The following is a 13,935-nucleotide window of genomic DNA, read 5'->3' as shown; positions in this document are numbered from 1 at the left end:
AAAACCTTCCCTTGGATGATTAATCCAGTAGATCCAGGTGCAGATGCTCAGCCACGATATCGGCAGTGATGCCTTTGACCCTAGGCACGCGCCCCAGGCACGGCGCAGGGAGGCGTTCGGCCAGGGTGGCGAGATTTTCTTCCAGGCGCGAGGTCTTGGGATCGATGATATTCGCCACCCAGCCGGCCAGTTGCAGGCCGTCCCGGGCGATGGCCTCGGCGGTCAGCAGCGCATGGCTGATGCACCCCAGGCGCACGCCCACCACCAGGATCACCGGCAGGCCCAGGGCAATTGCCAGGTCCGAGAGATTGTCCTGATCGGCCAACGGCACGCGCCAACCGCCCGCGCCCTCTATCAAGGTGAAATCGGCCTTCAGGGCCAGCAACTCACGCATCGGTCCCAGCAAGGATTGCACCGTCAGCGCCACGCCGGCCTCCCGGGCGGCCAGATGCGGCGCTATTGCCGGTTCGAACGCCACCGGATTGACCTGTGCATAAGTCAGCGGTATCGAGCATTCGGCCAGCAAGGCCAAGGCATCGGCGTTGCGCAGCCCCTTGGGCGTTACGTCGCAACCCGAGGCCACGGGTTTTCCGGCAGCCGTGCTCATGCCAGCCTGCCGCGCAGCATGCAGCAGACCCGCCGCGACGGTGGTCTTGCCCACGTCGGTGTCAGTGCCGGTAATGAAATAGGCCTGGCTCATAGCGGTTTCTCCAAAACGGCGTAGACCACCTGGTAAGTCGCCGGCAGCCCCTGCACCTGACGAAACTGCTCATAGGCTTCGACCAGCGCCAGGATTCGCGCCCTGCCGGTCAAGCCGCCGGGACGGCCGGGGTTCAGATTGTGGGCGCCCAAGGCTTTCAATTCGTGAGTCAGGCTGCGCACGTCGGGGTAATGCAACACATGGGGACGGTTTTCAAGACTGACGACATTCAGCCCGCTGTCCGCGCAAAGGTGTTGATATGTCTCGAACGCCCGGAAACGGTTGACGTGCACCAAGCCATCCACCTGACGCCAACTATCACGCAATTCGTACAGAGTGCCCACGCAGAGGCTGGTGAAGGCAAACACCCCACCCGGTTTCAACACACGATGGGCCTCGCTCAGCACCGAGGCAAAATCCGCACACCACTGCACTGCCAGGCTGGAAAATACCAGGTCGCAGCTCGCCGCTTGCAAAGGCAACCGCTCCGCGTCGCCAGCAACAAAATGCGCGGCGCCACCTTGGGGACGAGCATGGTTGAGCATGCCTTCGGCAATGTCCAATGCCAGGCCGGAGGTCACGCCAAAACGCACGCCCAGGGCCCGGGTGAAATAGCCGGTGCCGCACCCCAGGTCCAGCCAACGCGGCGGGATGAACGAAGTCGGCAAGCGCCCGAGCAACTGTTGGCCCACGTCACGCTGCAGTTCGGCCACGCTGTCATAGCTGGTTGCCGCCCGGGAAAACGAAGCCGCCACCTGGCGCTTGTCGGGCAAGGCACCGGGCAATTTGGGAAGAGACAGATCAGTCATCGCCGGACTCATGCAAAAAAGCCTGGATCGCCCCCGCTACACCGTGCGGGTCCTCCAGAAGGAATCCGTGGCTGGCCTGTTCGATCAGACCGATTTCAACATCCGGCAGCAAAACCAGCAATTGAGTCGCGGCCTCAGCCGGCACCAGGGCATCGAGCCCGGCAAACAGATGCAGTTGCGGGCCACGAAAGCTTTGCAATGCGGCGCGCGTGTCCAATTGCGCCAGCAGTTCGAGCCCGGCCATCAAGACCTCGGGCGACGTACTCGGCGCCCCGGCCAATAACAACCGCGACAACCCGCGTGGATCGCTGCCGCCCTGGGCGCACAGCAAACTGAAGCGCTTGAGGGTCTGGCGAGGGTCGGCCGCACAGCTGGCGAGAAAGCCATCGAAGGTCTGGCCGTCCATCGCGCTCGGCCACTGTTCATGGGCGACAAACGACGGATTGCTCGCCAGGGTCAACAGGCCGCAGCAGCGCTCACCCCGACGCGCCGCCAACGCCGAGGCCAACATGCCGCCCAGGGACCAACCGCCCAACCAAGCGTCCTGGGGCACGGTGGCGTCCAATTCTTCGAGCCATTCACCCGGATCGTTCGAGACCAACGCCGGCAACGGTTCGATTTCCACTCGCAGGTGTTCGTCGAGCCCTTGCAACGCCGCCGCCAGCGGCTCCAGCGGTGAAACGCCCAAGCCCCAGCCCGGCAACAATATCAGTCGATCACGCATCGCTTGGCTCCGGTCCCAACAGGGCAAAACACTCGGCCAGTGCATTCAACAATAGCTGCACCTGGGCCTCGCTGTGGGCGGCGGTCAGGGTCACGCGCAAACGGGCGCTGCCGGCCGGCACGGTGGGCGGGCGGATCGCCGTGACCATCAACCCGCGCTCACGCAGCATCTGCGACAGGCGCATGGCCCGCCCCGCATCGCCAATCAGGATCGGCTGGATCGGCGTGAAGCTGTCCATCAAGTGCAGGCCGATCTGCTCGGCGCCCTGGCGGAACTGGCGGATCAGCAGCTGCAAATGCTCACGCCGCCAATGCTCGCTGCGCAGCAGTTCAAGGCTCTTGAGCGTGGCACAGGCCAGGGCCGGCGGTTGGCTGGTGGTGTAGATGTAGGGGCGAGCGAACTGGATCAGGCTCTCGATCAACTCTTCACTGCCGGCGACAAAAGCCCCGGCGGTACCAAAGGCCTTGCCCAGGGTGCCCACCAACACCGGCACGTCATCCTGGCTCAAGCCAAAATGCTCGACGATACCGCCGCCATGAGCCCCCAATGGACCGAAGCCGTGGGCATCGTCGACCATCAGCCAGGCGCCCTTGGCCTTGGCTTCACGGGCCAGGGCGGGCAGGTCGGCAATGTCGCCGTCCATGCTGAAGACGCCGTCGGTGACCACCAGGGTATTGCCGGTGGCTTTCTCCAGGCGGCTGGCCAGGCTCTGGGCATCGTTGTGCAGGTAACGGTTGAAACGCGCACCGGACAACAGCCCGGCGTCGAGCAGCGACGCATGATTGAGGCGGTCTTCCAGCACCGTGTCGCCCTGCCCCACCAGCGCGGTGACCGCGCCGAGGTTGGCCATGTAACCGGTGGTGAACAGCAACGCCCGCGGGCGGCCGGTCAGGTCGGCCAAGGCTTCTTCCAGGGCGTGATGAGGGCTGCTGTGGCCGATCACCAAATGAGAGGCGCCACCACCGACACCCCAACGCAGCGCCCCGGCGCGCCAAGCTTCGATCACTTGCGGGTGATTGGCCAAGCCCAGGTAATCGTTGTTGCAGAACGCCAGCAACGGCTGGCCGTCCACCACCACTTCCGGGCCCTGCGGGCTTTCGAGCAGCGGGCGCTGGCGATAGAGGTTGTCGGCACGACGGGCAGCCAGGCGTGCGGCGAGATCGAAGGGCATGCAGGCCTCAACTGTTTAAAGATTGGCCAAAGCCCCTTGCGGGAGCGAGCTTGCTCGCGATGAGGCCATTACATTCAACATTTCTGTCGGCTGTTATACCGCCATCGCGAGCAAGCTCGCTCCCACAGGGTCTTGCATTCCAATCCGGGAATCGGTGAGTGGTCAAACAGCGGCGTTATAGAACTGCTCGCTGCTCTTTTGCTCCACCAGCGCCTGTTCAATCGCTGCCTGGTGCACTTCGTCGGCATGTTCTTCGCGGGCTTCGGGCTGGATGCCCAGGCGTGCGAACAACTGCATGTCCTTGTCAGCTTGCGGGTTGGCGGTGGTCAACAGCTTGTCGCCATAGAAAATCGAGTTCGCACCGGCCAGGAACGCCAAGGACTGCATCTGCTCGTTCATCGCTTCACGGCCAGCGGACAGGCGCACATGGGACTGGGGCATCATGATTCGCGCCACGGCGAGCATGCGGATGAAGTCGAATGGATCGACGTCCTCGGCATTCTCCAGCGGCGTGCCGACGACTTTGACCAGCATGTTGATCGGCACCGATTCCGGGTGTTCCGGCAGGTTCGCCAGTTGGATCAGCAGGTTGGCGCGGTCGTCCAGGGATTCGCCCATGCCGAGGATGCCGCCGGAGCAGATCTTCATCCCCGAATCACGCACATAGGCCAGGGTTTGCAGGCGCTCGCTGTAGGTGCGCGTGGTGATGATGCTGCCGTAGAACTCCGGCGAGGTGTCGAGGTTGTGGTTGTAGTAATCCAGGCCGGCCTGGGCCAGCGCTTCGGTCTGTTCCTGGTCGAGGCGGCCCAGGGTCATGCAGGTTTCCAGGCCCATGGCCTTCACGCCTTTGACCATTTCCAGCACATAAGGCATGTCCTTGGCCGACGGGTGCTTCCAGGCCGCGCCCATGCAGAAACGGGTCGAACCGATGGCCTTGGCGCGCGCGGCCTCTTCGAGGACCTTCTGCACTTCGAGCAATTTCTCTTTATCCAGGCCGGTGTTGTAGTGACCGGACTGCGGACAATATTTGCAATCTTCCGGGCATGCGCCGGTCTTGATCGACAGCAGCGTGGAAACCTGGACGCGGTTGGCGTCGAAGTGCGCGCGGTGCACGGTCTGCGCCTGGAACAGCAAGTCATTGAATGGCTGGACGAAGAGTGCTTTGACTTCGGCCAAAGACCAGTCATGACGCAGGTTGGCAGTGGTGCTGGCGCTCATGGGCAATTCCTTGATTATGCTTGGCTGGCCCCTGGAGGATGGAATACCCACAGGGGCGACACGGATGTTCGGCATATTTAAGGAAGAGTCATGCGCTGTCAACCACGATACAAAGGACCGGTTTACATCTGGTTAAAAAACAAACAATTCTGTTTGCTGTGTGGCGAAAGCACCGATACGCCGCAGCCCATCTGCACGCCCTGTGAAAGCGAGCTGCCCTGGCTCGGCGATCAATGCAGCGTCTGCGCCCTGCCGCTGCCCATGGCCGGACTGCGTTGCGGACAATGCGCCTCACAGCCGCCGGCCTTCGAGCGGGTCCTGGCGCCCTGGGCCTACGACTTCCCGGTGGACAGCCTGATCACCCGCTTCAAGCATCAAGCGAAATGGCCCCTGGGCCGGCTGCTGGGCGAACTGCTGGCGCAGTCGCTGCAACATCATTTCGACGAAGGGCTGGAACGGCCCGACGCACTGGTACCGGTGCCACTGGCAACCCGACGTTTGCGCCAGCGCGGTTTCAACCAGGCGGCGCTGCTGGCCCGCTGGCTCAGTGGGCCGCTGGCGATCCCTTGCGAAGAACACCTGCTGCGACGCACCCAGGACACCCCCGCCCAACAGGCACTCGATGCCAGGGCCCGACGGCGAAACCTGCGTCAGGCCTTTGCCCTGGCACCCCAGGCTGCGTTGCGCAACCGTCACCTGGCGTTGGTCGACGACGTGCTCACCACGGGGGCCACCGCCCAGGCACTGGCCGCCCTGCTGCTCGATGCCGGCGCTGCGCGGGTCGATGTGTACTGCCTGGCCCGCACGCCGAAACCCGGTGACTTGGCTTGACGCGCCACGCCCGAGGCGCCAACGTCCATTCATCGACCTTTACACGCAGTTTTCCGTCATGTCCTTGCCCACGCTTTTGACCCAGCACATCGTTCGACGCCCGCAACGCATCGCCCTGTTGCAGCACATCGCCGAACAAGGCTCGATCACCCGCGCCGCCAAGAGCGCGGGCCTGAGCTACAAAGCGGCGTGGGACGCCATCGATGAATTGAACAACCTGGCGGACCAGCCGTTGGTGGAGCGCAGTGTCGGCGGCAAGGGCGGTGGCGGCGCCAAGCTGTCGGAGGAAGGCCAACGCGTACTGCGCCTGTATCTGCGCCTGCAAGCACTGCAGGCGCAACTGCTGGAAGCGAGCGAGGATGCCGGCGACCTGGGCCTGCTCAGTCGCCTGATGCTGCGCACCAGCGCCCGCAATCAATTGCACGGCAAGGTCCTGGGTATCGAGGCCCAGGGGCACAACGACCGGGTACGCCTGGAGCTGGCCCGGGGCCTGGTCATCGAAGCCCAGATCACCCACGACAGTACGCTGCGCCTGGAGCTGGATGTTGGCACCAACGTGGTGGCGCTGATCAAGGCCGGCTGGCTGCAATTGCACCCCGTCGAACAAGCGGAGAAAACGGGAGTGAATACGCTGCGCGGCGTGATCGAGCATATCGCCGCCGCCGAAGACGGCCCCAGTGAGGTGCGCATCGGCCTGCCCAACGGCCAGACGCTGTGCGCCCTGGCCGACGCGCTTGAGCTACAAAAGCAGCATCTGGAAGGCGGCTCACCGGTGCAAGTGACATTTTCAGCGACAAATGTGCTGCTCGGCACACCGCTGTAGCGCGCTGCAACAATAGTTTCATCGACCCGCTTTAAGGTGACTGCCAAAACCAGCAGGGAGCCTGATGATGAGCCTATTAGAAGAAAACCAATCCACCGACCTGGAAAAGATCGTCGGCCTGAGCCGTCGCAGTTTCATCAGCGCCGGCGCCCTGTGCGGCGCGGCGATGTTCCTGGGCGGCAACCTGCTGAGCCGCAGCGTGCTGGCCGCCGCCGTGAGCGAAGGCAACAGCCGGCTGCTGGGCTTCAACAGCATCGCCGCCGCCACGGCCGACACCATCACGTTGCCGCCAGACTATAAAGCCTCGGTGCTGATCAGTTGGGGCCAGCCGCTGCACAAAAATGCACCGGCCTTCGACCCCAGCGGCAACGGCACCGCCCGCGCACAGGAAATGCAGTTCGGCGACAACAACGACGGCATGAGCCTGTTCCCGTTCCCCGACGACAAGAACCGGGCGCTGATGGCGATCAACAACGAGTACACCAACTACCAATACCTGTTCCCTCATGGCGGCCAGCCGCAGTCGGCCGAGGACGTGCGCAAGGCCCAGGCCAGCGAAGGGGTGTCAGTGATCGAGATTCAGCGTCGTCGCGGCCAGTGGCAGTTTGTCCAGGAGTCGCGCTACAACCGCAGAATCCACGGCAACACGCCGATTCGCCTGCGTGGCCCAGCCGCCGGGCACGACCTGCTGAAAACCAGTGCTGACAAGAGTGGCAAGAAAGTGCTGGGGACTTTCCAGAACTGCGCCAACGGCATGACGCCTTGGGGTACTTACCTGACCTGCGAAGAAAACTTCACTGACTGCTTCGGCAGCAGCAAGTCAGACCTGCAGTTCGACGCTGCACAGAAACGCTATGGCGCCACTGTCACCAGCAGTGAAATCAACTGGCACTTGCACGACCCGCGCTTTGACCTGGCGAAAAACCCCAACGAACTCAATCGCCACGGCTGGGTGGTGGAAATAGACCCGTTCGATCCGCAATCCACTCCGGTAAAACGCACCGCCCTGGGCCGCTTCAAACACGAAAACGCCGCCCTGGCGCAGACTAATGACGGTCGCGCCGTGGTGTACATGGGCGATGACGAACGTGGCGAGTTCATTTACAAGTTCGTCAGCCGCGACCGTATCAATCACCGCAATGCCAAGGCCAATCGCAACCTGCTGGACCATGGCACTTTGTACGTAGCGCGGTTCGATGCCGGCGACGGCAATCCTGACCATCCCAAAGGCAAAGGCCAGTGGATCGAGCTGACCCATGGCAAGAACGGCCTCGACGCCAGCAGTGGTTTCGCCGACCAGGCCGAAGTGCTCATCCATGCGCGCCTGGCCGCCAGTGCCGTTGGCGCCACCCGCATGGACCGCCCGGAGTGGATCGTGGTCAGCCCCAAGGATGGCCAGGTCTATTGCACCCTGACCAACAACTCCAAGCGCGGCGACGCCGGCCAACCGGTGGACGGGCCGAACCCTCGGGCCAAGAACGTCTACGGGCAGATCCTGCGCTGGAAAACCGACCGCGACGATCACGCCTCCAAGACCTTCGCCTGGGACCTGTTCGTGGTCGCCGGCAACCCGACGGTACACGCCGGCACGCCGAAAGCCGGTTCGTCCAACATCAACCCGCAGAACATGTTCAACAGCCCTGATGGCCTGGGCTTCGACAAAGCCGGCCGGCTCTGGATTCTCACCGACGGCGACTCCAGCAACGCCGGGGACTTCGCAGGCATGGGCAACAACCAGATGCTCTGCGCCGACCCCAACAGCGGTGAAATCCGCCGTTTCATGGTCGGGCCGGTGGGCTGCGAAGTGACCGGAATCAGCTTCTCGCCGGACTACAAGGCTATGTTCGTCGGGATTCAGCATCCCAGCGGCGGCTCGACCTTCCCAGAGCACCTGCCCAACGGCAAGCCGCGGTCTTCGGTGATGGTGATTACCCGGGAAGATGGCGGGGTGATCGGGGCCTGACACTTTGTGGCGAGGGAGCTTGCTCCCGCTGGGTTGCGCAGCGACCCCATTTTTTATGGGCGCTTCGCACCCAAGCGGGAGCAAGCTCCCTCGCCACGAAGATCGATGCAAGTCTCACCGATCAATCCCGACTGCTTTGCGCTACCATGCTGGGCCGGACGCGGCAGCCCTGCCGCTGCGCAGGAGTCAGCATGTCCCATCCGTTTGAAACCCTCACGCCCGACCTGGTGCTCGATGCCGTTGAAAGCATTGGCTTTCTCAGCGACGCCCGCGTGTTGGCCCTCAACAGCTACGAGAATCGCGTCTACCAGGTGGGCATCGAAGACGCCGAGCCGCTGATCGCCAAGTTCTATCGCCCTCAGCGCTGGACCAACGAAGCGATCCTGGAAGAGCACAGCTTTACCTTCGAACTGGCCGAATACGAAGTGCCCGTGGTCGCACCGCTGATCCACAACGGCACCAGCCTGCACGAACATGCCGGGTTTCGTTTCACCCTGTTTCCCCGTCGTGGCGGCCGTGCACCGGAGCCGGGCAACCTCGATCAGCTCTATCGCCTGGGACAACTGCTCGGACGCCTGCACGCGGTCGGGGCGACCCGTCCGTTCGAACACCGTGAAGCCCTGGGCGTAAAGAACTTCGGCCACGATTCGCTGGCCACCGTGCTGGCAAGCGGCTTTGTACCCCGCAGCCTGCTGCCGGCCTACGAGTCGGTCGCCCGGGACCTGCTCAAGCGCGTCGAAGAGGTCTACGCTGCCACGCCCCACCAGAACATCCGCATGCACGGCGATTGCCACCCGGGCAACATGATGTGCCGCGACGAGGTGTTCCACATCGTCGACCTGGACGACTGTCGCATGGGCCCAGCGGTGCAGGACTTGTGGATGATGCTCGCCGGCGATCGCCAGGAATGCCTAGGGCAATTGTCGGAATTGATGGACGGCTACCGTGAGTTCCACGACTTCGACCCGCGTGAACTGGCGCTGATCGAGCCGCTGCGGGCCCTGCGCCTGATGCACTACAGCGCCTGGCTGGCGCGACGCTGGGACGACCCGGCGTTCCCACGCAGCTTCCCGTGGTTCGGCAGCGAACGCTACTGGGGCGACCAGGTATTGGCGTTGCGCGAACAACTGGCGGCGCTCAATGAAGAGCCGTTGAAGTTGTTCTGACTGGAACTGGCTCCAATAGCCACCGCAGGCCCGCTCCCACAAAGGGATTTGCTGTGAAACGCTCACAAAGGTTCACAGCACAACCAGACAAATCTCCTTACAATCATCCCTTTGTTAGCTGCCTAAGCAAGGATTCTGCATGCAAGCCGCCAACCCGCGTCGCGGGTACATCCTGGGCCTGAGTGCCTATATCATCTGGGGTCTGTTCCCGATCTACTTCAAAGCCATCGCCAGCGTGCCATCGGTGGAGATCATCATCCACCGGGTGCTGTGGTCGGCCTTGTTCGGCGCGGCGTTGCTGATGGTCTGGAAACACCCGGGCTGGTGGCGCGAGTTGCGGGACAATCCACAGCGCCTGGCAATCCTGGCCCTGAGCGGGACGCTGATCGCGGCCAACTGGCTGACATACGTCTGGGCAGTGAACAACGGCCGCATGCTCGAAGCCAGCCTGGGTTACTACATCAACCCGCTGGTGAACGTATTGCTGGGCATGTTGCTGTTGGGTGAGCGCCTGCGCCGCATGCAATGGCTGGCGGTGGGGTTGGCGGCGGTCGGCGTGGCCCAGCAGGTCTGGCAAGTGGGCAGCCTGCCTTGGGTGTCGCTGGTGCTGGCGCTGACCTTCGGTTTCTATGGGTTGATCCGCAAGCAGGCGCCGGTCAAGGCATTGCCGGGGCTGGTGGTGGAAACCTGGATGCTGGTGCCGATCGCCATCGCCTGGTTGCTGTTCAATCCCACGGCCACCAGTGCCCAGGCGGCATTCTGGACCACCTCCGAAGCCTGGTGGCTGGTGGCGGCCGGCCCCGTGACGTTGGTGCCGTTAGTGTGTTTCAACGCCGCAACACGGCATTTGCCCTACACCACCATCGGTTTTCTCCAGTACATCGCGCCGACGCTGGTGCTGCTGCTCGCCGTGATGCTGTTCGGTGAGCACCTGTCGTCCAGCACACTGGTGGCGTTCCTGTTCATCTGGGCCGGGCTGGCGGTGTACAGCGTCGATGCCGTGATCAGCATGCGCCGACGCAGCTGATCAAAAAACGCACAAATCTCTACAGGCCACGTCTGGCGTGGCCTGCGCTTATCCTTCCCAAGGTTATCCACAGCGTGATCCCCGCCGTTTGTGCACAAGCCCTTGAAAACTGGTGTTTTTTTGATCATTGACCGCTGAGCCCCGGCGGGCCTGGGCTGGCGCCGGGTCTCTACAGGTTATCCACAGGCAGGCGCAGTTTTTCCTTGGATAACCTTCGTCACGCTTCGTCGCTGAGCTTGAGCTCCACCATCAACTCATCGGCCAGGGTCTCCAGGCGTTCCTGCAACGTCTCCAGCGACAGGGTCAACGGCACCCCCAGGATCGCTTCGGCGTGGAACAGCAGCTCGCTGCTCATCGGCGCCGGTCGCACATCGGTCACCAAGCGCTCGACGTTCACCCCCTGCTCACTCAACAACCGCGTGATGTCCCGCACGATGCCGGGACGATCATTGCCCACCAGTTCCATGGCGATGGGTTTCCAGGTGCAGGACTCTTCAACGGCGCTTTCAGCGATCAACACGCGGATGCCGTGAGTCGATAGCCCCTGCAAGGCTTCGATCAGTTCCTCATGGGCCTCGGCCGGGGCGCTGAGGCGCAGGATCCCGGCAAACTGCCCGGCCAGGTGCGACATGCGGCTTTCCAGCCAGTTACCGCCGTGTTCGGCGATGCAATCGGCAATGCGCTCGACCTGCCCGGGTTTGTCCGGGGCGAAAACAGTGATGACGAGGTGGTCCATGGCGCAGTCCTCTTGTTGGGGAAGGGACAGTATAGGCAAGGCTGAAGCTCAACACGGTCGCGCTTTCGTGATGAGGGAGCTTGCTCCCGCTGGACTGTGTAGGAACTGTGTAGGAGCTGTCGAGTACAACGAGGCTGCGATCTTGCCCCTGTCAATTGAGTCTAAAGCGAAAGGTCAAAAGATCGCAGCCTTCGGCAGCTCCTACAAGGGAGTCTCTGCAGCGATATGTGTACGAACTACAGATTTATCTGGAACAATCTATCAGTTTTTTGAGAACATCCCGTGTCCCGACGTGACCGTAACACTTTAGTCGGTCGCGGAACGACGCAATTAGTCTAATTTTCACAACCGCAATTGATCATGTAGTATGCCGCAGCGAGCACTACATAGCGTTGTACCGATGTCTGCTTAAGGCGCAGTCGCATCCCTGAAAAGCCCCGTCAGCAAGGCTTACCACCCAGCCGCCAGCGATGGCATGTACTGGTTCCGGGGTTTGTGGTTTAAATGTCCCGAGGCTTCATTGTCAAAATCGAAGAGCTGAAAAGCGAAATAGCTGAGCAGAGTGAGGCAAGCAATGACTGAACACGTTCAAGTCGGTGGCCTGCAGGTCGCCAAAGTCCTGTTCGACTTCGTGAATAACGAAGCCATTCCCGGAACCGGCCTCACCGCCGACGCGTTCTGGGCCGGTGCCGACAAGGTCATTCACGACCTGGCGCCGAAGAACAAAGCCCTACTCGCCAAACGCGATGATCTCCAGGCGCGGATCGACGCCTGGCACCAGGCCCGTGCCGGCCAGGCCCACGACGCCGTGGCTTACAAAGCCTTCCTGCAAGACATTGGATACCTGCTGCCAGAAGCGGCGGATTTCCAGGCTACGACCCAAAACGTCGATGACGAAATCGCCCGCATGGCCGGCCCGCAGCTGGTGGTGCCGGTGATGAACGCCCGCTTCGCCCTCAACGCATCGAACGCCCGCTGGGGTTCGCTGTATGACGCGCTGTACGGCACCGATGCCATCAGCGAAGCCGATGGCGCGGAAAAGGGCAAAGGCTACAACAAGGTGCGCGGCGACAAGGTCATCGCCTTCGCGCGCGCCTTTCTCGACGAAGCCGCGCCCCTGGCGGCCGGCTCCCATGTCGACTCCACCGCTTACAAGATCGTCGACGGCAAACTGGTGGTCACCCTCAAGGGCGGCAGCAACAGCGGCCTGCGTGACGATGCCCAGTTGGTCGGCTTCCAGGGCGATGCCTCGGCACCGACCACCGTGCTGTTGAAACACAACGGCCTGCATTTCGAAATCCAGATCGATGCCAGCACCCCGGTCGGCCAGACCGACGCGGCCGGCGTCAAAGACATCCTGATGGAAGCCGCGCTGACCACCATCATGGACTGCGAAGACTCGGTCGCCGCCGTCGATGCCGATGACAAAGTGGTGATCTACCGCAACTGGCTCGGCCTGATGAAAGGCGACCTGGCTGAAGAAGTCGCCAAAGGCGGCCAGACGTTTACCCGCACCATGAACCCCGACCGTGTCTACACCGCCGTCGACGGTTCGAGCGTGACCCTGCACGGCCGCTCGCTGTTGTTCGTGCGTAACGTCGGCCACTTGATGACCATCGATGCGATCCTGGACAAGCATGGCAACGAAGTGCCCGAAGGCATTCTCGACGGCCTGATCACCAGCCTGGCAGCGATCCACAGCCTCAATGGCAACACCAGCCGCCGCAACAGCCGCACCGGTTCGGTGTATATCGTCAAGCCGAAGATGCACGGCCCGGAAGAAGCCGCGTTCACCAACGAGCTGTTCGGTCGCGTCGAGGACGTGCTGAACCTGCCGCGCAACACCCTCAAGGTCGGGATCATGGACGAGGAGCGCCGTACCACGGTCAACCTCAAGGCCTGCATCAAGGCTGCCAGCGAGCGCGTGGTGTTCATCAACACCGGCTTCCTCGACCGCACGGGCGATGAAATCCACACCTCCATGGAAGCCGGCCCGATGGTGCGTAAAGCTGACATGAAGGCTGAGAAGTGGATCGGTGCGTACGAGAACTGGAACGTCGATATCGGCTTGAGCACTGGCTTGCAAGGCCGTGCGCAAATCGGCAAGGGCATGTGGGCCATGCCGGACCTGATGGCCGCGATGCTCGAACAGAAAATCGCCCATCCAATGGCCGGTGCCAACACTGCATGGGTGCCATCGCCGACCGCCGCTGCCCTGCACGCGCTGCATTACCACAAGGTCGACGTGTTCGCCCGCCAGGCCGAACTGGCCAAGCGCACGCGTGCATCGGTGGACGACATCCTGACCATCCCGCTGGCCGTCAACCCGAACTGGACACCGGAGCAGATCAAGAACGAACTGGACAACAATGCCCAGGGCATCCTTGGCTACGTGGTGCGCTGGATCGACCAGGGCGTGGGCTGCTCCAAGGTGCCGGACATCAACGACATCGGCCTGATGGAAGACCGTGCGACGCTGCGTATCTCCAGCCAGCACATCGCCAACTGGCTGCGCCACGGCATCGTCACCCAAGACCAGGTAATGGAAAGCCTCAAGCGCATGGCGCCGGTGGTGGACCGCCAGAACGCCAGCGACCCGCTATACCGTCCGCTGGCACCGGACTTCGACCGCAACATCGCCTTCCAGGCAGCGGTCGAGCTGGTGATCGAAGGCACAAAGCAGCCTAACGGCTACACCGAGCCGGTACTGCACCGTCGTCGTCGCGAGTTCAAGGCAGCCAATGGGTTGTGATTGAGCGGTAGACGC

At 62.6% G+C, this 13,935-nt stretch carries 12 protein-coding genes; 6 read left to right on the top strand and 6 right to left on the bottom strand.

Going from position 1 to position 13,935, the window contains the following annotated elements; translation table 11 throughout:
• Nucleotides 1–19: 19 nt before the first annotated feature.
• The 5 genes from bioD to bioB all read right to left on the bottom strand — a co-directional run bounded on the left by bioD (nt 20) and on the right by bioB (nt 4,622).
• Nucleotides 20–700: a dethiobiotin synthase gene (bioD, locus tag AC09SL_RS21005; protein WP_058543501.1), complete on the bottom strand. Its 681-nt coding sequence runs from the start codon at nt 698–700 to the stop codon at nt 20–22.
• A complete protein-coding gene (gene bioC / locus AC09SL_RS21000; protein WP_058543502.1) occupies nt 697–1,509 on the bottom strand; it encodes a malonyl-ACP O-methyltransferase BioC in 813 nt (270 codons plus the stop codon). Before bioC ends, bioD begins: the two co-directional genes overlap by 4 nt.
• The gene (locus AC09SL_RS20995) at nt 1,502–2,233 is read right to left on the bottom strand and encodes an alpha/beta fold hydrolase (RefSeq protein ID WP_058543503.1); all 732 of its coding nucleotides are present in this window, start codon (nt 2,231–2,233) and stop codon (nt 1,502–1,504) included. The genes bioC and AC09SL_RS20995 overlap by 8 nt, the downstream gene beginning before the upstream one ends.
• Nucleotides 2,226–3,404, bottom strand: a complete 1,179-nt coding sequence (bioF, locus tag AC09SL_RS20990; RefSeq protein ID WP_064106873.1) for an 8-amino-7-oxononanoate synthase — start codon at nt 3,402–3,404, stop codon at nt 2,226–2,228. Before bioF ends, AC09SL_RS20995 begins: the two co-directional genes overlap by 8 nt.
• 162 nt (nt 3,405–3,566) lie before the next feature.
• Complete coding sequence (bioB, locus tag AC09SL_RS20985; protein ID WP_058543409.1) at nt 3,567–4,622, bottom strand: biotin synthase BioB; 1,056 nt, start codon at nt 4,620–4,622, stop codon at nt 3,567–3,569.
• Nucleotides 4,623–4,712: 90 nt separating this feature from the next.
• Here bioB and AC09SL_RS20980 point away from each other — a divergent pair, with 90 nt between their 5' ends.
• The 5 genes from AC09SL_RS20980 (at nt 4,713) to rarD (ending at nt 10,432) form a co-directional block, all read left to right on the top strand.
• A complete protein-coding gene (locus tag AC09SL_RS20980) occupies nt 4,713–5,453 on the top strand; it encodes a ComF family protein (RefSeq protein WP_058543408.1) in 741 nt (246 codons plus the stop codon).
• Nucleotides 5,454–5,511: 58 nt separating this feature from the next.
• Complete coding sequence (locus AC09SL_RS20975) at nt 5,512–6,276, top strand: TOBE domain-containing protein (protein WP_058543407.1); 765 nt, start codon at nt 5,512–5,514, stop codon at nt 6,274–6,276.
• A 67-nt stretch (nt 6,277–6,343) separates the two neighbouring features.
• Complete coding sequence (locus AC09SL_RS20970) at nt 6,344–8,239, top strand: PhoX family protein (RefSeq protein ID WP_058543406.1); 1,896 nt, start codon at nt 6,344–6,346, stop codon at nt 8,237–8,239.
• A gap of 191 nt (nt 8,240–8,430) precedes the next feature.
• Nucleotides 8,431–9,405, top strand: a complete 975-nt coding sequence (locus AC09SL_RS20965; RefSeq protein ID WP_013694391.1) for a serine/threonine protein kinase — start codon at nt 8,431–8,433, stop codon at nt 9,403–9,405.
• A 139-nt stretch (nt 9,406–9,544) separates the two neighbouring features.
• Nucleotides 9,545–10,432, top strand: a complete 888-nt coding sequence (rarD, locus tag AC09SL_RS20960) for an EamA family transporter RarD (RefSeq protein ID WP_058543405.1) — start codon at nt 9,545–9,547, stop codon at nt 10,430–10,432.
• A gap of 217 nt (nt 10,433–10,649) precedes the next feature.
• Here rarD and AC09SL_RS20955 read toward each other — a convergent pair whose 3' ends face one another.
• A complete protein-coding gene (locus tag AC09SL_RS20955; RefSeq protein ID WP_058543404.1) occupies nt 10,650–11,168 on the bottom strand; it encodes a glycine cleavage system transcriptional repressor in 519 nt (172 codons plus the stop codon).
• A 574-nt stretch (nt 11,169–11,742) separates the two neighbouring features.
• Between AC09SL_RS20955 and AC09SL_RS20950 the strand changes: the two genes are divergently transcribed.
• Complete coding sequence (locus tag AC09SL_RS20950) at nt 11,743–13,920, top strand: malate synthase G (RefSeq protein ID WP_058543403.1); 2,178 nt, start codon at nt 11,743–11,745, stop codon at nt 13,918–13,920.
• The last annotated feature ends 15 nt before the right edge of the window (nt 13,921–13,935 follow it).

This window comes from Pseudomonas sp. PF05, from assembly GCF_056521845.1.
Note: the sequence above shows the minus strand (reverse complement) of the source record. Positions and strands in the feature narration are given on the sequence as shown.

What these genes read in the sequence shown, in the direction of transcription:
- AC09SL_RS20965 (WP_013694391.1), top strand. Translation starts at nt 8,431, where the DNA reads ATGTCCCATCCGTTTGAAACCCTCACGCCCGACCTGGTGCTCGATGCC.
- AC09SL_RS20980 (WP_058543408.1), top strand. Translation starts at nt 4,713, where the DNA reads ATGCGCTGTCAACCACGATACAAAGGACCGGTTTACATCTGGTTAAAA.
- AC09SL_RS20975 (WP_058543407.1), top strand. Translation starts at nt 5,512, where the DNA reads ATGTCCTTGCCCACGCTTTTGACCCAGCACATCGTTCGACGCCCGCAA.
- AC09SL_RS20950 (WP_058543403.1), top strand. Translation starts at nt 11,743, where the DNA reads ATGACTGAACACGTTCAAGTCGGTGGCCTGCAGGTCGCCAAAGTCCTG.
- AC09SL_RS20955 (WP_058543404.1), bottom strand. Translation starts at nt 11,168, where the DNA reads ATGGACCACCTCGTCATCACTGTTTTCGCCCCGGACAAACCCGGGCAG.
- bioB (WP_058543409.1), bottom strand. Translation starts at nt 4,622, where the DNA reads ATGAGCGCCAGCACCACTGCCAACCTGCGTCATGACTGGTCTTTGGCC.
- bioF (WP_064106873.1), bottom strand. Translation starts at nt 3,404, where the DNA reads ATGCCCTTCGATCTCGCCGCACGCCTGGCTGCCCGTCGTGCCGACAAC.
- AC09SL_RS20995 (WP_058543503.1), bottom strand. Translation starts at nt 2,233, where the DNA reads ATGCGTGATCGACTGATATTGTTGCCGGGCTGGGGCTTGGGCGTTTCA.
- rarD (WP_058543405.1), top strand. Translation starts at nt 9,545, where the DNA reads ATGCAAGCCGCCAACCCGCGTCGCGGGTACATCCTGGGCCTGAGTGCC.
- bioC (WP_058543502.1), bottom strand. Translation starts at nt 1,509, where the DNA reads ATGACTGATCTGTCTCTTCCCAAATTGCCCGGTGCCTTGCCCGACAAG.
- bioD (WP_058543501.1), bottom strand. Translation starts at nt 700, where the DNA reads ATGAGCCAGGCCTATTTCATTACCGGCACTGACACCGACGTGGGCAAG.
- AC09SL_RS20970 (WP_058543406.1), top strand. Translation starts at nt 6,344, where the DNA reads ATGAGCCTATTAGAAGAAAACCAATCCACCGACCTGGAAAAGATCGTC.